Origin of the sequence: Sulfurimonas sp. (genome assembly GCF_014859695.1) — a bacterium.
Classification (GTDB): domain Bacteria; phylum Campylobacterota; class Campylobacteria; order Campylobacterales; family Sulfurimonadaceae; genus Sulfurimonas.
Genome location: NZ_JACUTS010000024.1, coordinates 1 through 26,763 on the forward strand (window position 1 = coordinate 1; position 26,763 = coordinate 26,763).

General features: G+C 39.9%; 25 protein-coding genes and 1 pseudogene. 6 read left to right on the forward strand and 20 right to left on the reverse strand.

Annotation, left to right across the window (positions count from 1 at the left end):
- Positions 1–99 precede the first annotated feature (99 nt).
- The 6 genes from IBX42_RS06110 to IBX42_RS06135 form a co-directional block, all read right to left on the reverse strand.
- Complete coding sequence (locus IBX42_RS06110) at positions 100–2,898, reverse strand: SUV3 C-terminal domain-containing protein (protein WP_294930359.1); 2,799 nt, start codon at positions 2,896–2,898, stop codon at positions 100–102.
- A gap of 85 nt (positions 2,899–2,983) precedes the next feature.
- Positions 2,984–6,058 (reverse strand): CusA/CzcA family heavy metal efflux RND transporter, encoded by a 3,075-nt coding sequence (locus IBX42_RS06115; protein WP_294930362.1) that lies wholly within the window; start codon positions 6,056–6,058, stop codon positions 2,984–2,986.
- On the reverse strand, positions 6,058–7,125 hold the full coding sequence (locus tag IBX42_RS06120; RefSeq protein WP_294930364.1) for an efflux RND transporter periplasmic adaptor subunit: 1,068 nt from the start codon (positions 7,123–7,125) through the stop codon (positions 6,058–6,060). The genes IBX42_RS06115 and IBX42_RS06120 overlap by 1 nt, the downstream gene beginning before the upstream one ends.
- Positions 7,122–8,318 carry a TolC family protein gene (locus IBX42_RS06125; protein ID WP_294930367.1) on the reverse strand — a complete coding sequence of 399 codons (1,197 nt, stop codon included), beginning with the start codon at positions 8,316–8,318 and terminating at the stop codon, positions 7,122–7,124. The genes IBX42_RS06120 and IBX42_RS06125 overlap by 4 nt, the downstream gene beginning before the upstream one ends.
- Positions 8,315–8,638 carry a hypothetical protein gene (locus IBX42_RS06130; protein ID WP_294930370.1) on the reverse strand — a complete coding sequence of 108 codons (324 nt, stop codon included), beginning with the start codon at positions 8,636–8,638 and terminating at the stop codon, positions 8,315–8,317. The genes IBX42_RS06125 and IBX42_RS06130 overlap by 4 nt, the downstream gene beginning before the upstream one ends.
- A gap of 75 nt (positions 8,639–8,713) precedes the next feature.
- Positions 8,714–9,028, reverse strand: a complete 315-nt coding sequence (locus IBX42_RS06135; protein ID WP_294930373.1) for a hypothetical protein — start codon at positions 9,026–9,028, stop codon at positions 8,714–8,716.
- Positions 9,029–9,188: 160 nt separating this feature from the next.
- Here IBX42_RS06135 and IBX42_RS06140 point away from each other — a divergent pair, with 160 nt between their 5' ends.
- Both IBX42_RS06140 and IBX42_RS06145 read left to right on the forward strand, forming a co-directional pair.
- The gene (locus IBX42_RS06140; protein ID WP_294930375.1) at positions 9,189–9,746 is read left to right on the forward strand and encodes a hypothetical protein; all 558 of its coding nucleotides are present in this window, start codon (positions 9,189–9,191) and stop codon (positions 9,744–9,746) included.
- A gap of 44 nt (positions 9,747–9,790) precedes the next feature.
- Positions 9,791–11,020: an MFS transporter gene (locus IBX42_RS06145; RefSeq protein WP_294930379.1), complete on the forward strand. Its 1,230-nt coding sequence runs from the start codon at positions 9,791–9,793 to the stop codon at positions 11,018–11,020.
- On the opposite strand, the gene IBX42_RS06150 is transcribed toward IBX42_RS06145, so the two are convergent.
- Positions 11,017–11,874, reverse strand: a complete 858-nt coding sequence (locus IBX42_RS06150; protein ID WP_294930381.1) for a hypothetical protein — start codon at positions 11,872–11,874, stop codon at positions 11,017–11,019. The two genes, IBX42_RS06145 and IBX42_RS06150, sit on opposite strands and share 4 nt — an antisense overlap.
- A 124-nt stretch (positions 11,875–11,998) precedes the next feature.
- Here IBX42_RS06150 and ppsA point away from each other — a divergent pair, with 124 nt between their 5' ends.
- Entirely contained in the window at positions 11,999–14,380 is a 2,382-nt protein-coding gene (gene ppsA / locus IBX42_RS06155) for a phosphoenolpyruvate synthase (protein ID WP_294930384.1), read from the forward strand.
- Positions 14,381–14,462: 82 nt separating this feature from the next.
- Here the strand turns inward: ppsA and IBX42_RS06160 are convergent, their stop codons facing one another.
- The 13 genes from IBX42_RS06160 to IBX42_RS06220 form a co-directional block, all read right to left on the reverse strand.
- Positions 14,463–15,941 (reverse strand): proton-conducting transporter membrane subunit, encoded by a 1,479-nt coding sequence (locus tag IBX42_RS06160; RefSeq protein ID WP_294930386.1) that lies wholly within the window; start codon positions 15,939–15,941, stop codon positions 14,463–14,465.
- A 29-nt stretch (positions 15,942–15,970) separates the two neighbouring features.
- Positions 15,971–17,464 (reverse strand): proton-conducting transporter membrane subunit, encoded by a 1,494-nt coding sequence (locus tag IBX42_RS06165; RefSeq protein ID WP_294930389.1) that lies wholly within the window; start codon positions 17,462–17,464, stop codon positions 15,971–15,973.
- Entirely contained in the window at positions 17,464–18,870 is a 1,407-nt protein-coding gene (locus IBX42_RS06170; protein ID WP_294930392.1) for a proton-conducting transporter membrane subunit, read from the reverse strand. Before IBX42_RS06170 ends, IBX42_RS06165 begins: the two co-directional genes overlap by 1 nt.
- A complete protein-coding gene (locus tag IBX42_RS06175; RefSeq protein ID WP_294930395.1) occupies positions 18,867–19,133 on the reverse strand; it encodes an NADH-quinone oxidoreductase subunit K in 267 nt (88 codons plus the stop codon). Before IBX42_RS06175 ends, IBX42_RS06170 begins: the two co-directional genes overlap by 4 nt.
- Positions 19,133–19,756, reverse strand: a complete 624-nt coding sequence (locus tag IBX42_RS06180) for an MnhB domain-containing protein (RefSeq protein WP_294930398.1) — start codon at positions 19,754–19,756, stop codon at positions 19,133–19,135. Before IBX42_RS06180 ends, IBX42_RS06175 begins: the two co-directional genes overlap by 1 nt.
- A gap of 29 nt (positions 19,757–19,785) precedes the next feature.
- Complete coding sequence (locus tag IBX42_RS06185; RefSeq protein WP_294930401.1) at positions 19,786–20,028, reverse strand: hydrogenase subunit MbhD domain-containing protein; 243 nt, start codon at positions 20,026–20,028, stop codon at positions 19,786–19,788.
- Position 20,029: 1 nt separating this feature from the next.
- Complete coding sequence (gene mnhG, locus IBX42_RS06190; protein WP_294930404.1) at positions 20,030–20,338, reverse strand: monovalent cation/H(+) antiporter subunit G; 309 nt, start codon at positions 20,336–20,338, stop codon at positions 20,030–20,032.
- Positions 20,331–20,504 (reverse strand): monovalent cation/H+ antiporter complex subunit F, encoded by a 174-nt coding sequence (locus IBX42_RS06195; RefSeq protein ID WP_294930407.1) that lies wholly within the window; start codon positions 20,502–20,504, stop codon positions 20,331–20,333. Before IBX42_RS06195 ends, mnhG begins: the two co-directional genes overlap by 8 nt.
- Before the next feature lie 83 nt (positions 20,505–20,587).
- Positions 20,588–20,908, reverse strand: coding sequence for a Na+/H+ antiporter subunit E (locus IBX42_RS06200; RefSeq protein ID WP_294930410.1), 321 nt, complete (start codon positions 20,906–20,908; stop codon positions 20,588–20,590).
- On the reverse strand, positions 20,908–21,402 hold the full coding sequence (locus tag IBX42_RS06205; RefSeq protein WP_294930413.1) for a protein disulfide oxidoreductase: 495 nt from the start codon (positions 21,400–21,402) through the stop codon (positions 20,908–20,910). Before IBX42_RS06205 ends, IBX42_RS06200 begins: the two co-directional genes overlap by 1 nt.
- Before the next feature lie 186 nt (positions 21,403–21,588).
- Positions 21,589–22,371, reverse strand: coding sequence for an alpha/beta hydrolase (locus tag IBX42_RS06210; RefSeq protein ID WP_294930415.1), 783 nt, complete (start codon positions 22,369–22,371; stop codon positions 21,589–21,591).
- Between the two features lie 126 nt (positions 22,372–22,497).
- Entirely contained in the window at positions 22,498–25,074 is a 2,577-nt protein-coding gene (locus tag IBX42_RS06215) for a cation-transporting P-type ATPase (protein WP_294930418.1), read from the reverse strand.
- Positions 25,075–25,111: 37 nt separating this feature from the next.
- Positions 25,112–25,258, reverse strand: coding sequence for a hypothetical protein (locus tag IBX42_RS06220; RefSeq protein ID WP_294930421.1), 147 nt, complete (start codon positions 25,256–25,258; stop codon positions 25,112–25,114).
- 102 nt (positions 25,259–25,360) lie between these two features.
- Between IBX42_RS06220 and IBX42_RS06225 the strand changes: the two genes are divergently transcribed.
- The 3 genes and pseudogenes from IBX42_RS06225 to IBX42_RS06235 form a co-directional block, all read left to right on the forward strand.
- Positions 25,361–25,849 (forward strand): 2'-5' RNA ligase family protein, encoded by a 489-nt coding sequence (locus tag IBX42_RS06225; RefSeq protein WP_294930424.1) that lies wholly within the window; start codon positions 25,361–25,363, stop codon positions 25,847–25,849.
- 33 nt (positions 25,850–25,882) lie between these two features.
- On the forward strand, positions 25,883–26,149 hold the full coding sequence (locus tag IBX42_RS06230; RefSeq protein WP_294930427.1) for a hypothetical protein: 267 nt from the start codon (positions 25,883–25,885) through the stop codon (positions 26,147–26,149).
- Positions 26,150–26,209: 60 nt separating this feature from the next.
- A pseudogene (locus IBX42_RS06235) lies at positions 26,210–26,763 on the forward strand (hypothetical protein); the annotation flags it as partial.

Sequence of the window (26,763 nt, forward strand, 5' to 3'; positions counted from 1 at the left end):
GAGAAAATTAGAGGTATTTACGAACTTTTTTACAAAAGTGCGTAAGGTCAGTTATCTTATATATCTCGCCTCTTATGTTTTACTATCATATCTCAAACTTTACCTCTTTCTATACCCTCTGTTGCTTATCCCGCGTCCTGCGTAGTTTTTCTTAAAGCATGACTGACATATGCCGTATGGGGAGTTTGGCGGCAGCGGTGCGTTGCACATTCTGCACTTTGTGGCAAGCTGGCTCTGCTGAAGCGAGTTTTCTATAAACTTGTTTAAAACTCCCCTTGCAGCGCGTGCCCTCCCTGCATCTACAAAGTAGTCGCTAAATCTATAGCTGAGCCAGAGATAGAGCGAAATCTCCTTTACCATATCTTCGGCGCGTAGAAGCTCATCCGTTGTTAGCGCATAGCTTCCGCTTAAGGGAGGAGCAATGTAGGGAATAGGCATCTTCTTCTCAAGCGCTCCCAAATAACTCTCATATGCCGCAACGATATAGGGCGATTTTAGCGTAAGCGGCGCACATGCCAGATGGTACTTTGTTGCAATATCCAAATCATAGCTGTCCACCAAAACGGAAACTTCTAACATGTCATCTAGGTTTGTAGCGACAAAAGGACCGTCAAACTCCATATTTTTTGCAAAAAACTTTAGTATCTCATGAAGCGACTTCTCTTCTAGTATGCTTCCTACAAGCTTTATATGCTCAAGATTTGCCATCACTTTAAAAGGGATGGTTATCGGACTTGCCTCTTTATGAAAATTCTTCTTGATAATGTTTAAAACATCGCCGCTTAGAGCTCCGACATAGCCGTTTTCATGCAGACCAAATCTTCCTGCACGACCTGATATCTGATGAATCTCGCTTGGAAGCAGGCTTCTGTCGTTTACACCGTCAAACTTCTCGGCTTTTGAGAAGAGTATGGTTTTTATGGGCATATTTAGCCCCATTGCGATGGCGTCTGTGGCAACAAGTATCTGCGTCTCACCTGCACGGAATCTTCTTGCCTCTTCACGCCTTACCTCAGGGGAAAGATTGCCGTAAACAACGCTCACACTGAAATATTTGGAAAAAACCTGTTTGAGTTTGAGCACATCTTTTCTGCTAAAAGCGATGATCGCCGTGCTCGGCTCTACATCCTTTTCATGCGTAGGCTCATTCAAAAGTGTTAGCGGATTTTTTCTCTCAAACTCCACTATCTCAAGCTCCTCTCCTAGATACTCGGCAAGTGCGATAACCGCATCCTTCGCATTTGGCGAACCTGTCATGATAATCTCTTTTGCGGGTGCGCCGATAATGGCATTTGCCCATGCCCAGCCGCGGTCGCGGTCACCTAGCATCTGCACCTCATCGATAACGCATACATCCACATCCACATCAAAGTTTACCATCTCAATGGTTGAGCTTATATGCGAGGCATCTTCGCTTAGTATCTGCTCTTCGCCGGTTATCAAAGAGGCTTCAACTCCGCTCTCTCTTAGCTCCTCATACCCCTCAAGCGCTAGAAGTCTAAGCGGTGCCAGATAGTAGCCCGTATCGGCATTTTTGAGTTTTTGCATCGCCTGATAGGTCTTTCCGCTGTTTGTCGGTCCTATGTGAAGAGTGAGCTTTCTTCTCATGTCACGTGCAAGCGGAAAAAGGTTTTTAAACTCTCTTATGGTGCGTGCCAATAGCTCATATCTCTGCTTTTTAAGTATCTCGTCATGTATATTGTGGACAAATCGTCTCACGCTCTTTCGCGCGATTTTTGGCGAGATGTCAAGAGATGAGGGCAGCAGTTCTAAAAGTACCGCATAGACTTTGGCATGAAGAGCCTCTTTGCTTAAATGAAGCAGCGCAGCATACGAGCCACACTCCTCTACAAGAGTCTGCAAATCTATTAAAAACTGCTCTTCATGCTCTCTTTTTGACTCATTTACAGCCTCACTAAAATCAAGCTCGTTTGCTTCCCAGATATCCTCCAAAAGAGAGTTTAGCTCTACATGCAGCTCTAAGATGTACTCTTGAGAAATCTCGGCATAAGGAAGTTTTATACTCTCTCTCATTCTTACCAAAAGCTCTTCGTCATGAAGCTCTATCTCCACATCTCCGAGCTCGCCGGCGATAATACTAGACAAAATCCCCTCTTTTAAAAGCGGGTAGGAGACCTTTGTCTTTGGCGGAGTTGCGCGGAGTGCGCCCGCTATCTCTTTTTGAGTCAGGTAGGGATGCGGCTCTTTGAGGTTTTTTATAAAAGAGTCAATCTCCTTTTGTTTTTTGAGAGTGACGCGCTTTTTTTCTTCTAAAATATCCTCTATCAGCTGCGCTTCGTCACACTCTTGGAGATACTCATACTCATAAATTTTTGTGTTAAGCGTGAGTATCTTGTGAAAACTCTGCCCATACAGAACATAGTGAAGCGAAGCGTTAAACTCCAAAGAGTCGTCAATGTCAAAAACCCCGTCAACCCTCTTCTCAACTCTCTCTTTTTTGAGGTTGTATCTGATGTGTCGGAGTTTTGACTCCATCTTCTCAATGGTAATCTTTTTGCTTCTGACATCCGAAAAAGCCTCATGTAAAAGAGTTGCCTCTTCATGCGTGACATCAAGTTCGCCCATAAGAGCATCTATCTTATCATCCCTATCAAGATTTGGCTCTTTTGGGGTAGTTGATTTATAAACCTTGCCCTCGTTTGCAAAAAAGTTTAAAATGTCAGAGCGAAAATCTCCATTTCCCTCGCTCCATAGCATTCTTGAGAGCTTCACAAGCATATCTTTACTCTGGTCGATATCATAGATTCCAAGTGTGTTAAACATCTCGCTTAACGTATGTGAACTTACTCTTGCAACTCCGACATCAAAGGGGTCATCATCAAAATATTTTCTAATTTTTTGGTTTATTTTTGCGTTTTTCTTATTTTTCTTTGCCATATATTATTGTAGCCAAAAGCTTTTAATAATAGAGGAGAAATTTTATATTATGCACTATAGCCGGTAGTGCATAATAGTTTTGATTCTACGATTTTTGCAAATCAGTCTCTTTGGTAAATTTAAGATAGAGCAGAGGCAATACGATAAGCGTTAAGAGTGTAGAACTTATCAAGCCGTTAATGACGACAATAGCTAGTGGTTTTTGTATCTCTGAACCGGGACCTGTGGCAAACAACATAGGAAGCAGACCCAATGCGGCGATGGAAGCCGTCATAAGAACGGGACGAAACCGCTTCATGGAACCCTCTTTTACCGCGTTAAGAACAGAATATCCCTCTTTAACCAAATAGTTAAAATAGTTTACAAGCACGACACCGTTTAATACGGCAATACCCAAAAGCGCAATAAATCCGACCGATGCAGGTACTGAAATATACTCTCCGCTAAAGTACAACCCTGCAAATCCGCCTATAAGAGCCAGTGGTACATTTATCATAACAAGTACGGCTTGAGTTATAGAGTTAAATGAAACAAAGAGCAAAATAAATATTAAAAAAAGTGCTATCGGTACGATGATGGCAAGTTTTGCGGCCGCTCTTTGTTGGTTTTCAAATTCACCTCCGTAAGCTACATAATAACCTGCAGGCATTTTGATATTTTGCTCGATTTGCGCTTTTGCTTCTTCTACAAAACCTACCAGATCACGACCCTCGACATTACTTTGGACTACGGTTTTTCTGTATCCGTTTTCATGCTCTATCTGTACGGGTCCCGTTGTATTTCTAAAAGTTACTAAGCTAGAGAGCGGAATACTTTTTCCATCTTCTAAAATGTAGTAGAGTTTTTTTAACCCATCTAGTGACTTATACATGCTCTCTTCGCCTTTTACCATCATGCTGATACGGCGCATACCCTCTTGAACTATACCGACTTGAACTCCCGTTACCATTACTTTCATAAAGTTTGCTATCTCAAGTTCGTTTACTCCATAGTAACCGAGTGCTTGCTGATTGAACTCCAGTTCAAAGTACTCGACTCCTTCGTTGCTCTTTTTATAGACATCACTGCTTCCTTTGATGGTCTCTAAGAGAGGTTTAATCTCGGAGGCTATGCGTTCAAGTTCGCTATGATCGTCTCCAAAGATATCTATTGCCAAATCACCGCGCACTCCAGTTAGCATCTCCGATACTCTCATCTCAATTGGTTGGGTAAAAACATACTCCACTCCCACCATCTCATCAAGAGATTTTCTTATCTCATTTTTTACCCACTCTTTTGATGGCTCGCGCCACTCATCTTGTGGTTTGAGAATAAAAAAAGTGTCTGTATCGTTTAGACTCATTGGATCAAGTCCAAGTTCATCAGTTCCGGTGCGTGCAACAATTGATGAAATCTCAGGTACATCACTCATCAGCTTTGTCTGAATCTTTTTGTTTAGTTCTATGCTCTCTTCAAGACTTATGGACGGTAGAGACTCTATCATGGCAATCATAGTTCCCTCATCCATCGTCGGCATAAAAGCTTTACCTGTTTTTGAAGCAAGATATAAAGAGCCTGCGAACAGCAATACTACCGTTACAAATACTGCGGTAGAGTGTTTTATAGAAAAATCAAGAGAGGGTTTATACAACTTTAATAGAGTCTTGATTAACCAAGACTCTTTATCTGGACGGATTTTTAATATAAATGAACTAAGAGCCGGTATAAGCGTCAAAGCTAAAATCAAAGAGCTAAATAACGCGAATACTATACTAAGAGCAACCGGTTTAAAGAGTTTTCCCTCTAGTCCCTCAAGAGTAAGCAGAGGCATAAAAACTATAATGATTATGAGCACTCCCGTCACTATCGAAGGTGCCATCTCAACTGCAGCAGTGTAGATAATATGAAGCTTGCTGCTATTTTTATACTTTTCATCTCCAAGCTTTGCGGTTATATGTTCAACCATAACCACCGCAGAGTCCACAAGTATGCCGACTGCTATCGCCAATCCTCCCAAACTCATAAGATTAGCACTGAGTCCAAAATAATCCATCGCAATAAAACTCATAAGAAGTGCGAACGGCAGAATAATAGCAACACTAAGAGCGGAGGCAAAATTTCCAAGAAGAAGCAACAGTACGATAACAATTAAGATAACGGCTTCTAAGAGTGTTTTCTTTACGCTGTCCGTTGCCAAATCAACTAGCTGTGAACGATCATAAAATATATCTATTTTTGTATCTTGTGGGAGCGATGCTTCCATTTCGCTAAGTTTTGACTTTACCTCTTTTAAAACTTTTTGGGTATTTGCGCCTTTTAGTCCTAAAACAATTCCTTGAACAACTTCTCCGCCTCCATTTTTAGTAGAGAAACCTGCACGGGTCAAATATCCTACATGTACATCTGCAACATCATCTATCGTTATTACTTTTCCATCAATTTGGGCAACACTTAGTTTGCGAATATCAAATATATCGTTAATTCGCCCGACACTTCGAACTAGAACACTGTTTACTCCCTGAGTCACTCTTCCTGCACCGTCGTTCAGATTGTTTTTCTCAAGTGTTGTTATTATCTGCTCTAAGTTTATGCCGTAAGTGCGCATTGCATCAAACTTTGGCGTTATCTCATAAGTTTTTACCTTTCCGCCAAGGGCATTTACCTCTGCCACACCGCTAACTGAACGGATTTTCGGTGAAACCACCCAGTCAAGAAGTGAGCGTTTTTCCGTTAGGTTAAGGTTTTTAGACTCTATGGTAAACATCAATATCTCACTAAGAGGCGTACTTATCGGCGCTAATCCCCCTTCCATATTTGCAGGCAGTTCATCCATAATGGAGTTTAGACGCTCGCTTACCTGCTGCCGCGCCCAGTATATGTCCGTTCCCTCTTCAAAGTCTATTGCAATATCACAAATACCGTATTTTGATGTTGAGCGCATCATGGTTTGATGAGGAATGCCCAGCATACCCATCTCTAGCGGAATAACTATGCGTGATTCTATCTCATCAGGTGTCATACCGCTTGACTTCATAATAATTTTGACCTGTGTAGGCGAAATATCCGGAAAAGCGTCAACAGGAAGATTGTTGTATGACTTTATACCAAATCCTAAAACCATAAGAGCCAACAGAGATACAAATAGCCTCTGAGAAAGTACAAAAGAGATAATATGGCTCATTATTTCTCCTCATTGAGTCTATTTTGCAATATACTCGTTGCAGTTACGGCAATTGGCTCTTTTAGCTCCTCTTTATACTCCAAATAACAAACTTCACGATTCTCGGCAAGCACATCTACCCTCAGAGCGCTATATGTTTGACCTTTTTTGATAAATACAATACTCTCGTTATCTTGCCTGATAAGAGCTTTTTTATCAATCACAAAAGCGTGTTTTGCAACACTAAGCTCAACTTTTGTTCTAAGCCCCGCTACAAGATTTGCCTCTTTTGGCAGAGAAAAACGGACATACCTTGTTTGATTAACAGAGTGCATAGTAGGAGAGATGAGCACTATCTTTGATTTTATCTCATCTGCACCGACTCTTAAGATTACATCTTGCAAAGGTTGCAGAGTTTTTGCAACTGCTTGAGGAATATCTGCCTCTAACCAATTCTCCCCATCCGTTTTAATAACAAAAAGAGCACTTGAGGGAGAGATATTTTTACCCACTTGGATATCCGTTTGTAAAACTACCCCTTTTACCCAAGAGCGAAGTTCTATATTTGAAAATATAACAAGCTCTTTGAAGAGTTTTTGCATCATATCTTGTGTTGCTCCATAAGATTGAAGCAGCGCTTTTGCGGCTTGAAGTTTTATAGTATCTCTTTGCATCTCTTCATCTGCTATAAAACACTCTTTTTGAGCAATTATCTCCTCTTTGCAGAGTTGTGCTTTACGATTTGCTTCATTTTTACTGTATGAGAGTTCTATCCAACTGTTAATTGCCTCTTTTTGCGCTTCTATCCATTGCTCTGAACTCAAAATTGCAAGAACCTCACCCTTCTCAACATGCTCAAACTCTGTTTTGTGCACTTGCACTACTTGCGCTTCATAGGGCACAGAGATGGTATGTAGAAGCTTTGGCGGAGTAGTAACCTGCATCATGTAAGCATCAAGAGGTACATGTGTAACCTCTTTTGCTTTAGCGCTCTGAATCTGCCAGCTTTTTTCCTCTTGTGGTGTAAACGTAATATTTGCCATAAGCGAAAGTGCAAATATCATCTGCGCAATAATGATTTTTTTCATAATTTTTCCTTTGTTTGTAAAACGCTATAGAGTTCAAATAGTGTTTCATAATATTTTTTATAATGTTCAATCAGCTCTTTTTTAAGACCAAAAAGTTCTCTTTGGCTCAAAAGATACTCAATTACGGAAGACTCTCCCAAATCATAAGCACTCTCTACAAGCGGCATTAGTTCATTTTCATACTTCTGCATCATGGCTTGATATGCATTTATATTCTCAAAATTTTGTGACAACTCTTTTTTAAGCGCCTCTGAATGGGAACTCTTTTGAAGCTTTACTCCCTCTTTTTCGTGTATAAGTGCACTTTTCTTATGCAGAGCCGCCGCGCGATTATCTTCATTAAAAGATGTTGTAAAATTAAGCGGCATGGAGAGTGAGAAGACAAATCTATCGGTATCAAGCTCATTTTGATAGGCTGCTCCAAGAGTAAACGAATCAAAAGAGACGTTATATCTCTCAAAATCACTCTGGTATGTTAAGATTTTTTTATCGAGCGATTGCTCTTTGAGCGTCTTGTTTTCATAATCAAACTCTAGCTCTTTTATAATGGGTGTGGTGTCTTTGCAAGAGAGTTCTTCTTCTCTTAGAGATGGCAAAAGAGTTTTGGACTCCAGATTCTCACGAGAGATATTTACTTTATTTTCATAAAGCTTATACTCGGCTTTAATCCTATCTAGCTCTATTTGAAGCGCTAAAAGATCTTTTTTAGAGATTTCGCCATACTCATAGGCTCTCTTTTTTTTCTTATAAAACTCTTCAAAAGCCAAAAAAGAGTCTCTGTACTGCAGAGTGCTCTTTTGATTTAAGCAGTTAACGTGATAAAGAAGCTTTACATCTTGGCGCAAAAGAAAAAAATTATGCTCTAGCTCTAAAATCTCTGATTCGTTTTGATATTTAAGAGATTGCATTGCAGCTTTTTTTACATTCGGGTGCATTATATTTTGCTCTACTCCGACGCTGTACTCGTAACCCGATTTGTCCAAATCAGGCTTTGCATAAGCCCCCTCTGCCGAAAACTCAAGCGGTTCATTAAGTCCGGCGGCTCTGCTTTGTGAAGAGTGAGCACCTTTGAGCGCCTCTATTGATTTTGCCAAAGGATGCTCATTTTGCACCTTTAGCAAGATTTCATCTAAAGTAATTGCCGAGGCATTTAAAGAAAAAACAGCTATTAAAAGAGAGGATATTATTTTCACTTATGCTCCTTTTGTATCAGCGTACCATCAAGTGCATTAATAACAAGAGCGTACTCCTCTGTAGAGGCTTTATAGATTAAATATCTGCCCGATATCGTTAGTTCCATACTTTGCATCTCCTGTTGTGTCGACTCTTTTATAATAACTCTTGCTTCTTCTTTGTCTATGTTGGCGAGCTGATTCATTCTTGTTTTTTGCGGGTATTTAAGTTTAAAAATCTGCTTGTCTGCTCTGTCAAAATAAAGAGTATCTGAAACACTCATCTTCTGACCCGAAGCAAAGAGAACAAACGGCATAATCCATAATATAAAAATTTTCATAATTATCCTTTTTTTGTGCATTAGAATATGCTTATATACTTCAAGCTTATAGGCTTTAGTAGTTAAAAAAAAAGGTTATGCTATAGGGGGTTTGAAGAAATTAAAGTAGTCCAAGGATAAAAACATTTTATTGTATTTAAAAAGGTTGTCTTTTTTTTGGGCAACCGGAATATCGGCTGTTCTTTCTACAAAGAGAGAGACCGAGTGATACTCTATATGAACCTCGCATAAAGTATCACTTGTTTTAGCCAGTGCATTGTCTGGAGCTTCATGAAGATAACTGCTTACATAGTAGTGATCATCCTCTAAGTGAGCAAAAGTGTAGTCATGCACTACAGAGAAACTTATTGTAGCCAGAAGTAAAAATAGCCATATTTTTTTAAAATTCATAATCGAATTCTATTAAAAAATAGTTAATGAACTTCCTCAAAAAGCGTTGAAACAGACTGTTTGTTTTTGAAAATTTAAGGCTTTTTAAACCTCAACACAAACCTTTTAAAATAACTCTGTTATGTTATACTGCCACATATTAAAAATGGAGTGTACCGCTATGAAACAAATTTTACTAGCACTGTTTGTGCTTATTTTTACATCAGGATGCGTGGATAAAAAGAGAGTTTTAAATATCCAAAACGAAGGACTCTGCACGGCTACCGTTGCAACGCTTTATCTAAATGAGATTGAAGTAAAAAACGGCGATGAGTCGTTTCACATAACCAAAGAGGAGATTAGAGACGCTCTTGCAAAATCACTTAAAGATACAGGGTGTTTTAGAATCTCTATGGATGTAAGAGACAAAGAGTCGCTAAATGTGGAGAGTGAATATCTGCTTGATACGAAGGCGAATCTCTTTAGAGAAAAAGAGACCTCAGAGAAAAACATCTTTAAAGACGAAGAGAGAGAACTGCTCCAACTTATAATCTCTCTTCATGCGCACAACAAAACAAAAGAGTTAACCGCTACGACAAAGAGTGAGCTTACCATCAACAGATCAAAGATTTTAGGCTTTACTATAACGCAAGAGCAGGAGAGCGACAAAAAAACGGTTCTTACAAATGCGACAAATAAGATCTCTATTTTACTAAAAGAGGCTTTTAGCGGACTCTAATAAAACAGGGTGCTTACAAAATTAAATATAGAAGGACAACAAAGATGATCACAAAAGAGAAATTCTCCATACTGCCCATATCCTCCCTCTTTTTTGCAATAGGGTTTTTGGCTATCGGGTACGGGATGATTTTAACTTTTATCGGTGTTCATCTTAAAGAGACGGGCTCAAGCAATATCGCCATCGGTCTCATAAACGCATCCTTTTTTCTAGGTGCCATAGGCGCTTCTATCTTTAGCCAAAAGATAATACAGAGTGTCGGACACATAAGAAGTTTTGCCACATTTGCTTCCATAATGATTATAGGTTTTTTAGGACATAGTCTCTACTTTAACGAGCTGTTTTGGGCGATTTTAAGACTGCTCTCCGGATTTGCATACTATGGATTGCTTATCATCTTGGAGAGCTGGCTCAACGAAAAAAGCTCGTCAACGCACAGAGGAAAGATTTTAGCCATATACACAATCATCTTCTATCTCTCAACGGCAATCGGTCAGCTTCTGCTAAATATCGGCGACCAAAGCGGCTCTATCTTTTTTGTTATCGGTTCGATTTTGGTTCTTTTCTCGGTAATCTTCATCTCTATGACAAAGATAAAAGAGCCAATTTTAGAGCCTTTTGAGAGATACAGCCTACCTAAGATATTTAGCATTGCCCCATTAGCGCTTGCAAGCAGTTTCATAGGAGGCTTTTTTGTCGGCGGTTTTTTTACAATGATACCCGTTTTTATAGTGGAGACATTTGGCTCCATCCAGACGGTCTCCATCTTTATGACTATAACCATCATAGGCGCTCTGCTCTCTCAGTGGCCCATAGGAATCCTCTCCGATAGACTCGGGAGAAGAAAGATGATTGCATTTAGCAGTTTTTTCATCACGCTTGTATCTATCGGTTTTTTACTCTCTGTGTACGAGGAGAGCTACTTCTATTTTTTAGGAGCGCTTCTTGGAGTCGGCATCTTCTGCCTCTACCCCTTGGCGGTAGCAAGAGCAAATGATGTCGTAGAGGAGAGCAAGAATATTATGGAGATAAGCAGAACCCTGCTCTTTGCTTATGGTCTAGGCTCTTTTGCGGCACCGCTTATCATAGGAGTAGGAACCTATTTCTTTCATGATTTTATATTTATCTCTTTTTTAACTCTAAGTCTTTTCCTTGGCTTCTACTCACTCTCAAGAGAGAGAGTGGCTGATGAGAACATGAGCGTTTTTGTCAATATTCCAACTATCTCAGGTGCGGAGTTTCCTGCGCTTGACCCAAGAGGAGAGAGCGCTTAGCTTCTCTCTTTTGTCATAAAGATAAGCACCGAGAGAGACAAGATAAAAAGGGATGTCCCGATCATCAGATAGAGTGCGTTTAACATCTTGTCGTGATTCTCTATAGCGATTTTAAAAACGACCATAAGCGTCTCTATAGAGAGAGCTATAAGAATAGTTACTAGAAATTTTGTAAGCGTTCTTATCTCAATCTTTGCATTTTTTATATAACTCTTGAAGTAAACCTCCTGCTCCAAGATGGTTTTAGAGAGGTCAAAAATAGCAAGTCCCAGAGTCGCTGCGATGATAGGTTTGAAAATAGTATCGATGCTCAGTTTTGATGCCATAAGATTTGTAAGAAAGTCGCTGCCTGCATAAAATATAGCCGCACCCGAGAGAAACATCATAAAATATCCCGCAAAAATATAGAAGAGTTTGGTTACATTGCTAAAGAATTTATCCTTCTCTATAAGCCCGAGTCTCTCTAGAATTATCTCAAGCCTTAAATCCATAAAGACGATGCTAGAACCCTCTTTTTTAGAAACTGTTATGCAGATATTTGATGTTGCCGAGCTTTGATAGGGTTGTGCAAAAGCAAAATCGTTCTCTTTTATCTCCAGCCTCTCAAGCAGATAACTTCTATCTTTATCTCTTTCGCTCTCATCTACTCTGTATTTAAAGATATTTGCCGATGTCTGTTTTTTTGTATTGCTGTTTAGAACATATACAAGCTCCAGCGATGGAAAAGTACTAAATAGAATCTTAAAATTGTTCTCTTCATGAGCGCAAAGAGGTGCGAGATTTTCTATGCTCTCCTCTATAAATGCCTCTATTTTCTTCCTGTTTTGTGCATATATCTCCATATACTCTTTCATGCTAAAGCCTCCCTATTTGACTTACTTATTATAACCCTCTCAAGAGTTTAGAGATTATCTTTAGTGCTTAAATAATCATCAATTTATGCTAATATATATACGATTTTGATAAAAAGGGTTTTTTATGAAATATATACGATTTTTTAGTGAGCTGAATATTAACGACATTGCAATAGTCGGCGGCAAAAACGCCTCCCTTGGGGAGATGTACCAGAAGCTGACCCCAAAAGGGGTGAGTATCCCAAACGGTTTTGCAACTACGAGTGATGCCTACTGGCTTCTTTTAGAAGAAAACGGTATAAAAGATAAGATAGCTTCCATCTTGAGCGATTTGGACATACAAGACACAAACAATCTTCAAGAGCGCGGGCTTAAAGTACGCAATCTCATTCTAAACTCACACCTTCCAAAAGCCCTTATTAAAGAGCTCAAAGAGGCGTATAAGATTCTCTCAAACGAGTACAAAAAAGATACCGTAGATGTAGCTGTTCGCTCCTCAGGAACGGCGGAAGATCTTCCGGACGCCTCTTTTGCAGGGCAGCAGGAGACCTTTTTAAATGTCGGCACACAAGAGGAACTTTTAGATAGTGTCTTAAGATGTTTCGCTTCACTCTTTACAGACCGTGCCATCAGCTACCGCACAAGTCGTGGATTTAGCCACTTCAAAGTCGCTCTCTCAGTAGGTGTGCAGAAGATGGTGAGAAGCGACATCTCATCAAGCGGAATTATGTTTACCATTGACACGGAGAGCGGTTCTGAGAATCTTATACTCATAAACTCCATCTGGGGTTTGGGCGAAAATGTGGTGAGCGGACGCGTCAATGCAGATGAATTTTTTATCTTTAAACCTACGCTCAAAGAGGGCAAAAGAACCATACTCAAACGCTCTTTGGGAAGCAAAAGAGAGAAGATGCTCTACAGTGAAAAATCCCGCACTATAAATATTGCAACCACAAAAGAGGAGCAGAACAGCTTCTCAATAACAGATGATGAGGTCATGGAGCTCGCACGTGAAGCGCTTATTATCGAGGAGCATTACGGCCGTCCAATGGATATTGAGTGGGCAAAAGATGGAGATGATGGCAAAATCTACATCGTTCAGGCAAGACCTGAGACCGTAAAAAACAGAGAGAACAAGAGCCTTACAAACGAGCGCTACTCGCTTGATGGAGTAAAAGAGGCAAAAATTTTAACATCGGGACGAGCGGTAGGAGATAAAATAGGAAGCGGAAGAGTAACTGTCATAAATGACACGACTGAGTTTGAACGCTTTAGTGAGGGCGATATCTTAGTTGCTGACTCTACAAACCCAGACTGGGAACCCATCATGAAAAAAGCTTCTGCGGTCATTACTAACCGCGGAAGCCGAACATGTCATGCGGCAATCGTAGCAAGAGAGATAGGAGTTCCTGCCGTTGTCGGATGCACCAATGCCACAAATATACTGCATGACGCTCAGATAGTAACAGTTAGCTGTGCGCAGGGAGACGAGGGTTATGTTTATGAGGGGGAAGTTCCTTTTAGCGTCAAAACCGTAGATATGAAAGAGCTCAAACAGACTAAAACAAAGATATTTGTCAATGTAGGAAATCCCGCGGAGGCTTTTCATTTTGCAAAACTGCCAAACGACGGTGTAGGGCTTGCTAGAATGGAGTTTATTATGAACAACTCCATCGCCGCTCATCCGATGGCACTTGTTGATATGCACAAAAGCAAAAGCGTCAAAGATGAAGAGAAGATACGCTCCTTTATGACTCCGTGCCGTGACACAAAAGAGTTCTTCTTGCAAAAACTGAGCGAAGGCATAGGGATGATTGCTGCGGCTTTTTACCCAAAACCGGTCATTATCAGAACAAGTGATTTTAAAAGCAACGAGTACCGCAATATGCTCGGCGGACTTCTTTATGAAGCAGAGGAGGAGAACCCTATGATAGGCTTTAGGGGTGCCAGCCGCTACTACGACGAGAGTTACCGCGAAGCTTTTGAGTGGGAGTGCGAGGCGCTAAAACGTGCGAGAGAGGAGATGGGGCTTAGCAACATCAAAATAATGATCCCATTTGTCCGCACGCCTGATGAGGGAAAAAAAGTTATAGAGATTATGCAGAGGCAAGGGCTTACGCAAGGCAGAGATGGACTTGAAATCTATGCCATGTGTGAAATCCCCGCAAATGTAATATTAGCCGACAAATTTTTAGAACTGTTTGACGGCTACTCAATCGGCTCAAACGACCTGACACAACTCACCCTCGGAGTTGACAGAGAGAGCGCAAAAATCGCCCATATATTTGATGAGAGAAATGAAGCGGTTAAGAGAATGCTGCAGATGGCGATAAAAGCATGTAAAGAGAGAGGCAAATATATAGGCATCTGCGGTCAAGCGCCATCAGACTATCCAGAGATTACTGAGTTCTTGGTACAAGAGGGGATAGACTCAATCTCACTAAACCCGGACTCACTCTTTAAGATGCGCCTAATTGTGAGTGATTTGGAAGAGAAACTCTCTTGAACACAATAAAGCTAATGTTTTATAAATTTCTGTCGGCTTTAACTCCGTCGTTGAGAATAAATCCCATGAATTCAAGCTTCTTCTAGTACAGAAAAAATCTAAGCACACTTAAAAAAAGAAGATAGCCCAAGAGAAAGAGAAATACATACTTCTCTTGGCTTAGCGCGGCTTCAATGGAGCGAAAGACAGCTTCTAATGCTCGGCTAAAATCCCATCTTTGCTTTTGGATATTCCTTGATTTTTTAAGTTCTTGTCGCGGTAAATAAAAGAGTGCGAGCATATCTCCTTGCGGCATCAAAGGAATCTCAATTTTTTGCTTTTTCAAAAAAATATATATGCCCAGTGCCATGAAAAAAGGAAGCACTTGCATCCACCTAAACCCTCCTGCAGATTCTAATATCCAAGGGAGCGCTAAGCTTCCAAGAAATAATCCAAATATAGGGAGCAAAGGCGATAAAGGGGAAGAGACTTTTTGAATCTCTCTGCTAAGGGAGAGAAACTTCAACATCAACAAGGCTGTAACAACCGCACCTAAACTCAACAAAGCAAGCAAGACAGAAGAGTCTACTCCGCTTTTGAGCATCTCTTTTGCAATGGCTCCGCTTGTAAAGGGTAAGCCTATCAAGCTTAGAGCAAAAAAAGCAAAAAGAAGCACTTTTCTGAGGTCCAGTCCATATTTATTAATCTCTGAACTCAGCAAAAAAAGTGCTGACTTATTGAGTGCATGGTGCGCACTAAACGATAAGATAGCATAGAGTAGAAGCTCACTTTTTTGGGTATCTAAAAGCACCAGACCGAACAAGACAACTACATAGCCCATTTGTGAGATACTTGAATATGCTAAAAGAGATTTGAGCTTGTTTTGCGTAAGTCCATAGAGCCCGCCATAAATCGCTAAAACACCCAATACTATCAAGCTATATCCTGCAATTTCACTTGAAGCTACACCAAAAGGCATAAAACGAATCCAGCCCAATACGCCTGCTTTGAGCATAACGCCAGATAGCACGGCACTAGCGCTCGCAGGTGCACTAGCATGTGCCAGAGGCAGCCATGAATGAAGAAAAAATACCCCTATTTTTATCCCAAAAGCAAGAAGCACAAGAATCAAAGTAGCTAAAGAATCCGAACAGGTAATTTGCTCAAACTGAGTACCTCCACATTGAGACACAAGAGAGACTATCGCGATAAAAAGAAGGACTTCGCCCACGATAACGTATTTTATATAAACAAAAGCAGCCTCCTTTGCCTCTTTTGTTTTCTCGTGAATGATAAGCCCAAAAGCCCCAAAACTCATCAAACTAAAGAAAAGATAAAATCCCAAAACATCCGAAACAAAACAGAGTCCAAAATTTCCAAGAAAAGTTATAAAAAACCAAAACCAAAAAGATCTCTCTCTCTTTGAAATAGTATGTACCGCGTAAAGAGCACTCATTAACCATACAAAGCTTGTGAAAAGCAAAAATACTTTGGCTATAAGATCAACATGAAAACTGATTCCAAATAAAAACCAATCTATGTTAAAAAGAGAGCCAATAGGAACAAATAAGGAAAAAAGCATTGCGCCACATAAGAGCAATAGAGTCGCAATCATTGTGAATACTCCAAATAAACAAGCTGTTTTACCCACTCCAGCGCACTCAAATCACTCATAGCAAACACTCCAAGAAGCAAAGAGAGCAAGGCGGTAGCTAGAAGAGGGAAGATTAGTAGAGGATCTGCCTCTAAAGAAAACTTCTTAGCTGATATCTGCTTTTCATACAGGGGTGCTCTAAACCATATCCTATAGAGAATCGGTAAGAAATAGGCACTATTTAAAAGCGCTGAGAGTCCAATTACGCCAACTACCAACCACAAACCGTTTTCAAGAGCACCAAGCCCCAAATACCATTTACTTACAAATCCTGCCAAAGGGGGAATACCTATCATTCCGAGTGCAGCCAAAGTAAAACTCAGCGATGCAAGGGGCATTGTTTTACCTAGCCCATCCATCTGATCAATTTTGGTAATTTTATATGTCGAGCTAAAAGCACCGGCGCAAAAAAAGAGTGTGATCTTCATTACCCCTTGATGCACCAAATGCACCAAACCTCCAATGGTACCAAGTGGTCCAAAAAGAGAGATTCCCAATAGGATATAAGAGACCTGAGAAATAGTTGAGTACGCAAGGCGTTTCTTGAGATCTTCTTGAAAAAGAGCCTTGAGGCTTCCATACAAAATGGTCATGATTGCAACAAACATCAAAATATATAAGATTCCAAGCATAGAAGCAAACTCTATCCCATAAACCTCATACACAATACGCACAATACCAAATGCACCTGCTTTTACAACTGCTACAGCATGCAAAAGTGCAGAGACGGGAGCAGGAGCCGCCATAGCTTTTGGAAGCCACCCGTGCAGAGGAACGATAGCAGCTTTGACCCCAACTCCTATCAATAAGATTACAAAAATAATTTGAAGATAAAGGCTATCCCCCTCTTGTGTCGCTTGTAAATAGCCACCGCTTACAAACTCATGTGAACCCACAAGGCTATGAAGTAAAACAATCCCTAAAAGAAATACAGCCCCTCCAAAAAGAGTATATTTAAGGTAGCTGATTGCGGCTTGTTTGGATGCTTCATCTTGATTATGTAAAAGAAGCGGAAAGGTCACAAGTGTCAAAAACTCATAAAAAAGAAAAAAAGTAAATAGATTTCCGGAAACACAAAGCCCTATTGTCGCTGTTACACAAAGAGAAAAAAAACCAAAAAAACGCCCTTGATTTTTACTCTTTTTGAGATAGCCTATAGCATAGAGCGTCGTAAAGAGCCAAAGAACAGAGGAGAGTCCTGCAAAAAGCAGAGAGAGCTCATCTACTTTTAGTAAAAACTCTACCCCTTGAGCTATCTCAAAACTCAAACGAAAATGAGTCCCCTCTATTAAAGAAATAAATAAAAAAGCAACAAGTGCAATCTTTGTCCCTACGCCAAGAAGATTCAAACTGTTTCTCAAAACGACACGCTTTTCATCTAAAAAAAAGATGATAAGTGCAGGAAGAAAAGAGCTCAGTAGAAGTGCTACGAGATAAAGAGAATTTTCCATTATATACCCATCATCTTTGTGAGCGCATAGCTAAACATCCCAAGCAGTACAGAGGATAAACTCAATATAAATCCACACCACTCTAAAATCTTGATTTTTTTTTCTTTGACAAAAATCCTTCTCTCTCCTTGTGACCCTAAGCTAAGAATTAAAAACCTAAAAAGATAGAGCGCACTTAAGAGACTTCCTAAAAGCAAGGCACTAAACAGAAGCCACTCCTGCTGCATCCAAGCACTTTGAAGATAGTACCATTTGGCAAAAAATCCAAGGGATGGAGGAAGCCCGATGAGTGTGATACTACTCAAAGCAATAGCAAAGATACTTAGAGGAAAGACAAAAGAGATCCCTTTAAAGTCACTTATTTTACGTGTCCCAAGTGCGTAAATCAGTGTCCCTGCTGAGAGAAACATTCCTGCTTTTGCAAGAGAGTGCCCAAAAAGTCCCAAAAAAGCACCCTCTATTGCCATAGGTGAAAAAAGCACAAAGAGCAAAAAAAGATACCCCAGCTGGGAGATAGTTGAGTATGCTATCATAAGCTTCAAATCTTTTGCAAAAAAAGCTTGGATTCCTCCATAAAATATTGCGACAATCCCCAAATAGGAGAGAGTCTTACCCACAAAAAGGTCGATACCCCAAAAAAGCTCTCCATAGAGTGAAAAAAGAAGAAAAAAACCTGTTTTGACCACCAATGCTGAGAGCAGAGCCGAGATGGGTGTTGTTGCATTTGAATGTGCCGAGGGAAGCCAGTAATGCAAAGGAAAAAGTGCTGTTTTAAGGGAAAGTCCTACAACAATAAAGATAAAAGCGATTGTTGTGACAAAATCATTCTCTATCAAAAGTGCAAGATCATCTATAAAAAGCGTGCCGTAGCGTAGGTAAAGTAAGGCAACGGCAAAAAGATAAAAACCCGAACCTATAAGTGTTGCAAAAAAATAGCGAAGTGCCGCATCAATACTCTTTTTGTCTTTTTGCAATGCACTCAAAGCTACTGCAGAGATCCCTATAATCTCCAAAGCAATATACTGATTGAAAATATCTGTAGAAAAAAACAAAACACTTATCCCTAAAGTCAAAAAAGCGAGCAGAGGAAAATAGTCTCTTTGCAGAGACGCTAAAAGGTAAACACGGGCATATATACTACAAATCAAAAGGATAAAAGCACTCAAGAGAGCCATCAAAGAGCGAAGTCCATCTATACGAAAAGAGATTCCAAGCGGTGGGGCAAATCCACCAAAATTATAAAGAAGCTCCCCCTCATAAACAACGGAGATAGAGGCTATAAGTGTGAGTAATAGCCACAAAAAGACAAAGAGCACTCCAAGCATTTGAGCATATTTTTGAAAAACATAGGTCAATATCGCAAAAAGCAAAGGTATAAAAAGAAGAGAAGGGATTATCAGACTCATCGCTTTGCTCCATAAGAAGCACGTATCAGCATAAGACCAAATGCACTCACGCCCAAAGTCACGACAAGTCCGGTCAATACAAGTGCTGTTGCAACACTGTCGGCTTTTTCATAAGAGAGACTCTGCGATACCAAAAATAAAAAAATACCACTGAGAAAAATATTGAGACTTATGAGCTTATGGACTAAAGATTCTTTGAGTATAAAGCCAAGGAGTCCTAAAACAAAAAGTGCCAAACCGACAAAAGGATAAAGAGACAACATTACTCCAAGTCCTGCACAGCATTAATAAAAAAACTTGCAAGGATTATAGCAAGCGAAAACATAAGGAGCGTCTCAATCATCAAGATTAATGTACTGGCGTAGGATAAAGGATATTGCAAAAATAGACCCTCTATCAAGGTTAAAACTCCTATGCCAACAAAAAAGAGTAAACCCAAAGCGGATAAAAATCGTAAATGGAGTTTTTCTAAAGAGACAAAGAGCTTTGGTTTTGTAAGTTTCAAGATAATAATTCCACCGGCTAAAAGAGCAGAGGCAACAAAAGCACCTCCACTTTTATAACTTCCGGCAAGCAAAAGATATAAGGCACTGAGTATAATTACCGGAAGAAGTATTGCAATATAGATATCTGTAATCGTGTTTGCCTCTGTGTAGGGCTTATAGCGAAAATGTGGGGAGACTACCTGAATACCCATGAGCGCTAAAAGCACAACTCCCACTTCAAGAAGTGTATCTAATGCACGAAAGTTTAAAAGGACGGCTGTAACATCATGGCTCACGCCGCTCATCGCTAAATCAGCTTGCACCAGAGTATCTAGCTTTGGAGAAAAAGGCGGCATCGTCGCGACCATAAAGAAAAGCATTCCCAAAAATAAAGCAGCCATACACCAAAGAACTCCCTTATAGAGCATATCTAATCCTCCCTCTTTTGCATTTTTATAAATGCGATGGTATCAAGCAAAAGAGCTCCTGTGATACCGGAGCCTAAAGCAACTTCTGCAAGTGCCAAATCAAAGGCAAAAAGACGTACCCAAACAAGCGCTAAGATCATCCCAAAAACAATAAAGTACACAACCACGCTAAAGAGATCATCCTTGAGAACAATCCCGATACTTAGCCACAGCAGAGCAATTGAAAGCAAAATATCAACAAGCATTTTACTCTTCCTCCATTAAAGGTACTTCACCATTTTCATTTGCATGAGAACTTAGGATGTAGGAGATAGTCGCAGAGGAGAACAAAACCAAAGCCCATAAAAAGAGGAGTTTCACTATTACCAACAAATCTCTTGCTTGCAAAACCAAACCAATGACAAGAAAACCTAAACCAAGATTGTCAACCTTGCTCAAAGCATGGAGCCGTGTATAAAGATCTGGAAATCGTATTATCCCCAGAGTGCCTATAAGAAAAAAGAGCACCCCTATGAGCATAAAAAAATTAGATACAAAGATGAGCATACTATCCATTCTCTCTCCCCATGTAACGCAAACGTTTAGCAAAAACAATTGCACTAACAGAGCTCAAAAGAACAAACACAAGGGCTACATCCAAAAAAGAATCTACTCTGCTAATCTCATACAATAAAAAGAGTACCCCCACCCCTGTCGTACTAAAGAGCAGTGTAATCATCATTTTATTTGCCCGTGTTTTCATCTTTAAAATAAAAAAAGTACTAAGCACTAAATTGAGCACCAGCAAGAGAATCAAAAAATAACTCATTGAAATACTTTTAGCACTTTTGTCTGGACACGATCTATAAAATCTTTGTCCATAAAATCTTTATCCAATATATGCAAAGTAAGAGTGTCTTCATCAATCCCCATGCTAAGAGTACCCGGCATCAATGAGTAGATATTTGCAAGCAGTGCTGTTGTAAAAGTGCTTTTTGTTTTTAGTGGAACTCTATACAAACATGGCCTAAGCTTAAGTTTTGGCTTGAGTGCAAGAAGGGCAACAGCCATAGCACCTTTGAATGCGTAAAAAAGAAAAAAGAAAAAAAGCTCCACTATGGCGCCAAAATGGATACCAAAAAGCATTATTTTACCCACCACATCCGAAGCCATAGCCCCAAAGTTGATGTGTATCCCACTTCACTAAAGCGTACTTTTTGCTCTTTATCATATATCAAAGTGCTTGGATAGGCACTAATTCCAAATGTTTTGGCATAGTATCCATCGCTATCATTGAGAACACGAAAGGTGTAACCATTTTCTTGCATATAGTTTTGTAGCTCTTGATTTGAACCTGACTTTACCGCTATTGTAAGCACTTCATAATGCTGTGAAATCCTTTGGATATTTGCAGCCTCTACTTTACATGTAGGGCACCAAATCGCCCATAGATGCACGAGCAAAGGTTTTGATCTCTCAAGGGAATATTCAGATCCGTCTATAAGTTTCAGATCCAAAGCGCTGAGCGGTTCTTTGTTAAGATCCATACTGCGATAAAAACTTATCGCATTAGCCAAGAGTGTCATCACAATCAAAAAAAGCACAATCTCTTTGAGATAATGTTTTATTTTTTTTTTCACAACTTTCCTTTATATTCTAAAGCTTAGTCCAGATATTTTAGCATAAGTACCCAGATGCTATTGTTCAATTTCCTCATTTTCTATCGAAGATTTCACTTTTCGCATAGATAGTCTCTCAACGGCAGAGATAAAGCGACTTTAAACAGAGATCTTGAAAATCATGAATTACTTATTCATAAAGGAGGCTTAGTTTTTGATTAAAAATGACTTTAATGCTTTTACAAACTCTTTAGGCTTTTCCAACATACTTACATGTCCGCTATCTTGCAGTTCTACATAATGACTGTTTTTCATTTTAGAAGCTATTTCTTTCATGATTTTTGGAGCTATAATCGCATCATCACTTGCTCCAATAAGCAGAGTAGTCGGAGTTTTCTCTAGACTCTGTGTTGTATCGGTTCGACTTATCATCGCTAAAAGTCCGCCTTTGACTCCGATGGGGTCAAAAGTTAAGATTTTTTCTTTCAAAAGAGCGATTCTATCCTGATGCTCTTTTAGATAGCTTTGCGTAAATGCAGCAGTAAAAAAACTCTCTAAAAAAGGCTCAACACCTTCTTTTTCAATGCCTTGTATGGCCTTTGCACGTTTGAGTTTAGCTTCATCATTATCACTGCTCGTTGAGGTATTTGCTAATATGAGAGCCTTAAGATTTTGGAGTCGTTCATTGGCTCTAAGTGCAATGTAGCCTCCCATAGAAAAGCCACACAAAATGACTTGCTCTAAGCCGAGGCGTGAAATAAGAGTTTCAAGATCATCGACATAACTCTCCATTGTATATTGACCATGACCGACTTCAGAGCTTCCAAACCCTCGCAAATCGTAACTGATGCAATAGTAATCATCTTTTAGTTGTTCAATTACATCATCCCAAAGAGTGTGCTCAAAAGGAAACCCGTGGATAAAAATAATAGGCTGAGCGGCTGAATCTCCTTGTAAAAAAACTTTGATTCCATTGATAAATCTGTGCATAACTTCTCCCTATGTTGCGTCTATTCTATATGCAAATCTCTTAAGTAAGGCTTATTTTTTATATCTATATGCGAGACTCTAAAAATAGAGTTTATATGCCATTTTTCTCGCTTGTATGCGTGGGAACTAGGATTTTGGATAGAATTTTTTCCTAAAAAACTTCTCCGCTTCCATTACTGCAACCAGCGTTAAAGCTATAAGAAGCAGTGTGCCCCACATCTCTAAGGTAACGGGTTCAACACTGAGTACCGACTGCATAAAAGGTGTGTACATCACCATCATATGAACACCCTGAGCAGCAAAAACAGATATCCACAAAAAAATATTTCTAGCATGGTTAATTTTAAAAATAGAGTTATTCTCAGTCCGTGAATTAAAGGTATGCACATTTACCAAGAGAACCATCAAAAGTAGAGTAACATTCCTTGCCATCTCCTCTTTATAGCCAAATTCCAACATAGTATAAAACACTATAAATGAAGAAATACCCATGTACAAACCGCCTACTACCACTCTGCTCATCATTATATTGTTAAACACTGACTCTTTTGGATCACGCGGTTTACGTTTCAAGACTCCAGGTTCAGCTTTTTCAATAGCAAGAGCAACATCTTGAAAACCGTTTGCAACAAGGTTGAGCCAGAGTATCTGAACAGGAAGGAGCGGGATAGGTATAAAAAATATGATTGAGAGCAGAACAAGCACAATCTCCGCAAATCCGGTAGCAATAAGAAGATTGACAACTTTTCGGATATTATCATACGCGACACGTCCCTCTTCCACACCATTTATAATGGAACCAAAGGAGTCATCCGTCAGTATCAAATCGCTCGACTCGCTTGCGACATCCGTACCATTTTTACCCATAGCGATACCGATGTTTGCAAATTTAAGTGCAGGTGCATCATTTACACCGTCACCCGTTACAGCTACAAAGTGACCAAGCTCTTGAAATGTTTTTACTATAAGCTGCTTTTGCTGGGGAGAAACTCTTGCAAAGACGCGTTTGTTGGCAATCTCCTCTTTTAAAGCTCCGCGCTCCTTCCAGTGAGCAATCTCCACTCCATCCATTATCTCGTCTCTGCTTATGGCGATGCCGAGTTCTCTGGCTATGTAAAATGCAGTGTTTGGGTGATCTCCTGTTACCATAACTACCTCAATACCCGCCTCTTCTGCAGTGCGCAGAGCCTCTTTAACTCCCTCTCTGAGCGGATCGGTTATAGCCGCAAATCCAAGATATTTATAACCATTCTCTGCAATATCACTGCCCTCGTTAATCTTATATGCCAAGGCTATATTTCTAAATCCGTTTGCCGCCCACTCATCCACCTGTTTTAAAGCGTGCTCCTTCTCATCCCTGCCAAGTTCGCTTTTAGCAAGTATAACCTCCGGTGAGCCTTTGATAAAATCAACTTTTTTGCCATCAATCTCATAGCTTACCGCCGAGTATTTATTGAGAGGTTCGTAAGGAGTCTGTGATATGGGTTTTATATTTTCAAACTTTTTAAAAAGAGCCTCATCAAGCAGGAGTGCGTATTTCGATAGTGCTATATCTACCTGATCGCCTATAAACAGATACTCTCCATTCTCCTTGCGGTGAGTTGATTCGTTGCATAGAAGAGCACTCAGAACTATATGCTCATCTACCGCTTCACTGCTGCCATATGTTTTTTCGGGGGTTATAAAGTGCTCGACACTTAGACGGTTTTGCGTCATCGTTCCTGTTTTGTCACTTGCTATAAACGTACATGAGCCGAGCCCTTCAATTGCAGAGAGTCTCCGCACAATTACGTTTCGCTTACTCATTGCCGCACTTGCAACACTAAGTGCAACCGTAATAGCGACAGGAAGTCCCTCAGGAATAGCAGATACAGAGAGTGCAACCGTAAGAAAAAAGATATCTTTTAAGGGCATATCTTGGTAAACGCCGAGGACAATTATAAGCAGTGCTACACCGCCTATTACTTTTGAGATATTAAAGGAGAATCTCTCCATACGGAGCATTAACGGCGGTTTTACGCTCTTAGCTTCAGCTAGGAGTGAGGCAATTTTGCCTACTTCCGTCTGCTGCGCTATTGCCGTTACCACACCGATTGCACGCCCATTTGTAACCAAGGAACCGCCGTAGAGCATATTTTGTCTCTCGCCTATGGGTTCGTCTTCATCTTTGGAGATATATTGCGGATTTTTACTTACTTCTATAGACTCACCTGTAAGAAGCGATTCGTTCACCTGCAAATCATTTGCTTCTATAAGGCGTATATCGGCAGGAGCTTTTACTCCTGATTCAAAAAAGACAATATCGCCAGGCGTTACATCTTCACTCAGTATCTCAACACGATGTCCGTCTCTTAAAACCTGAACAAAGGTCTTAATCGCTTTTTTAAGAGCATCCGCTCTCTCTTTGGCATTGTACTCCTGATATGTTCCGACTACGGCATTTAAAAGAAGTGCCGTCATGATAAAACCGGCATCACTAAACTCTTTGATGACCAGCGATATAACGGTAGCGATGAGTAACACATAGATGACAGGACTCTTAAACTGCTCAATAAATATATTTAAAAGGGTGCGTTTTTTACCCTCAGGTAAAATATTTTTACCATAGTGACGAGCACGCAACGCCACCTCATTACCGCTTAATCCATCAACGCCGCACTCCAACTCTCTTAGAGTATCCTCTGCGCTTTTTGTGTGAAACATGGAGTGCTATTTTAAAAAAAGTTTGCTCAAATTAACGCTACTTCTTTTTCGTGTTCTTTTTTTTTGCTTTCTCTTTCTTTTTAAAGTCTTTGATGTTCTTTTTAACCTCTTGCTTGAGCTCTTTTTTCAGCATCGCTTTTAACTCTTTTTTTACGATTTTTTGAACTTTTCTCTTATCAATCATCTTAAATCCTTTAATTTTTATATGCTATATCATAGTCCCAATGAGCTTAATATAAACTATAATCATCATAAATTATATGCTATACTTAACCCTATGAACCCTATGTTTTTAGCCCTCAGAGCACATCTTGGCGATTATGATAAACTCAAACACGACTTTAAAGAGATAATAGAAGGTCGGTGGACAAGCGAAGAGAATCTACATGCAACAATCTGCTATTATGGCAACACTTACACAGTTGAAGAGTTGCTGCAAAAACTTCCGCTCACCTTTGAAAAAGTTGAACCTCTGAAGCTAACCTCTTTGAGCTATTTTTCACACAACAATATTCTATTTGCAAGACCCGAGGGGTATAAACTAGATATGCTTCACTCATCACTCTACACTCAGTTTTCGTTAAAAGAGACAACGCACTTTGTTCCACATGTAACTCTAATGCGAATGAAAAAAATCAACGATAAACAAGCTTTTAAAGAGACTTTGGAGAGGTATAAAAACAGAAAAATAGGCTCTACAGAGACAACTGTTGAACTTTTGCAGAGTCACTTCTATCCCGATGGCGTGAAGTATGAAACAGTTAAGAAATTTTAATAGTATTGGTAAAAATATGATAAAATTGCGCCTATGAAACTAAACATACTGCTCTCGATACTCTTTGCTATTGTTACAAGCTTTGCTGCTATCCATGAGGTGGAGCATATTGAGCATAACGACAGCTCAACCTGTTTGGTATGTACCGTCAATAGCAACTTGGTGTCCGATGATGCAGTTAAATTTACTTCGGATGTTGAACTTTTTCACTTTGAAGCGATTGCTCACAACGCCCCTGTTTCATATCTTCACATAGAGACACACTCCAACCAGAACCGCGCTCCGCCTGCCCTATCCTAAACCCCAAAAAAACAATTATTACAAAAACAAAAAATATATTATTCTTTAGGATAGAAAATTATGAAAAAAATATTATTATCAAGCGCATTCTGCACGGCTTTGGCTTATGGTGCGGATGTACTTCCGGTAGAGAAAAGAACTTTTGATCAGTCAAAATTTATTCCGGACATCTCTTTAATTATGGATGCCTCTTATGTGGATAGAAATGTAAAAGATGACGAAGTTGGTCATTTGGAAGTTCCAGGTATTGCGCATGGTCTGCTGGGTTCACACTCGCATGGAGATGACAATCATGCGACATATAACGCAGAGAACGGGTTTAACCTAAACTATGCGGAACTTGTGTTATCTAGCTCGGTAGATCCATTTTTTACCATGGACGGTATATTTCACTTCTCAGAGAACGGTGTCGAGATTGAGGAGCTTTTCTTTACCTCAAACGCTTTAGGATACGGCACAAGGCTGAAGGGCGGAAAGTTTAACTCAAACTTTGGCTACCTCAACGAGCAGCACCACCATTCTTGGGATTTTGCGGATATGCCTTTGGCTTATGAGGCATTTTTGGGAATGCACGGCATCAATGAAGTAGGTGCACAGATTCAATGGACGGCTCC

Bases quoted from the DNA above. Each gene is read 5' to 3' on its own strand.
- IBX42_RS06120 (WP_294930364.1), bottom strand. From the start codon at position 7,125: ATGAAAAAAATCATTATTGCGCAGATGATATTTGCACTTTCGCTTATG.
- IBX42_RS06220 (WP_294930421.1), bottom strand. From the start codon at position 25,258: ATGATTGATAAGAGAAAAGTTCAAAAAATCGTAAAAAAAGAGTTAAAA.
- IBX42_RS06215 (WP_294930418.1), bottom strand. From the start codon at position 25,074: ATGTTTCACACAAAAAGCGCAGAGGATACTCTAAGAGAGTTGGAGTGC.
- IBX42_RS06130 (WP_294930370.1), bottom strand. From the start codon at position 8,638: ATGAAAATTTTTATATTATGGATTATGCCGTTTGTTCTCTTTGCTTCG.
- IBX42_RS06195 (WP_294930407.1), bottom strand. From the start codon at position 20,504: ATGATGATTACACTGCTCTTTAGTACGACAGGGGTGGGGGTACTCTTT.
- IBX42_RS06145 (WP_294930379.1), top strand. From the start codon at position 9,791: ATGATCACAAAAGAGAAATTCTCCATACTGCCCATATCCTCCCTCTTT.
- IBX42_RS06185 (WP_294930401.1), bottom strand. From the start codon at position 20,028: ATGCTTGTTGATATTTTGCTTTCAATTGCTCTGCTGTGGCTAAGTATC.
- mnhG (WP_294930404.1), bottom strand. From the start codon at position 20,338: ATGGATAGTATGCTCATCTTTGTATCTAATTTTTTTATGCTCATAGGG.
- IBX42_RS06210 (WP_294930415.1), bottom strand. From the start codon at position 22,371: ATGCACAGATTTATCAATGGAATCAAAGTTTTTTTACAAGGAGATTCA.
- IBX42_RS06200 (WP_294930410.1), bottom strand. From the start codon at position 20,908: ATGCTTTTTGGTATCCATTTTGGCGCCATAGTGGAGCTTTTTTTCTTT.
- IBX42_RS06225 (WP_294930424.1), top strand. From the start codon at position 25,361: ATGTTTTTAGCCCTCAGAGCACATCTTGGCGATTATGATAAACTCAAA.
- IBX42_RS06110 (WP_294930359.1), bottom strand. From the start codon at position 2,898: ATGGCAAAGAAAAATAAGAAAAACGCAAAAATAAACCAAAAAATTAGA.
- IBX42_RS06115 (WP_294930362.1), bottom strand. From the start codon at position 6,058: ATGAGCCATATTATCTCTTTTGTACTTTCTCAGAGGCTATTTGTATCT.
- IBX42_RS06230 (WP_294930427.1), top strand. From the start codon at position 25,883: ATGAAACTAAACATACTGCTCTCGATACTCTTTGCTATTGTTACAAGC.
- IBX42_RS06135 (WP_294930373.1), bottom strand. From the start codon at position 9,028: ATGAATTTTAAAAAAATATGGCTATTTTTACTTCTGGCTACAATAAGT.
- IBX42_RS06165 (WP_294930389.1), bottom strand. From the start codon at position 17,464: ATGGAAAATTCTCTTTATCTCGTAGCACTTCTACTGAGCTCTTTTCTT.
- IBX42_RS06180 (WP_294930398.1), bottom strand. From the start codon at position 19,756: ATGGCTGCTTTATTTTTGGGAATGCTTTTCTTTATGGTCGCGACGATG.
- IBX42_RS06160 (WP_294930386.1), bottom strand. From the start codon at position 15,941: ATGCTTTTTTCCTTATTTGTTCCTATTGGCTCTCTTTTTAACATAGAT.
- IBX42_RS06170 (WP_294930392.1), bottom strand. From the start codon at position 18,870: ATGAGTCTGATAATCCCTTCTCTTCTTTTTATACCTTTGCTTTTTGCG.
- IBX42_RS06175 (WP_294930395.1), bottom strand. From the start codon at position 19,133: ATGTTGTCTCTTTATCCTTTTGTCGGTTTGGCACTTTTTGTTTTAGGA.
- IBX42_RS06140 (WP_294930375.1), top strand. From the start codon at position 9,189: ATGAAACAAATTTTACTAGCACTGTTTGTGCTTATTTTTACATCAGGA.
- ppsA (WP_294930384.1), top strand. From the start codon at position 11,999: ATGAAATATATACGATTTTTTAGTGAGCTGAATATTAACGACATTGCA.
- IBX42_RS06150 (WP_294930381.1), bottom strand. From the start codon at position 11,874: ATGAAAGAGTATATGGAGATATATGCACAAAACAGGAAGAAAATAGAG.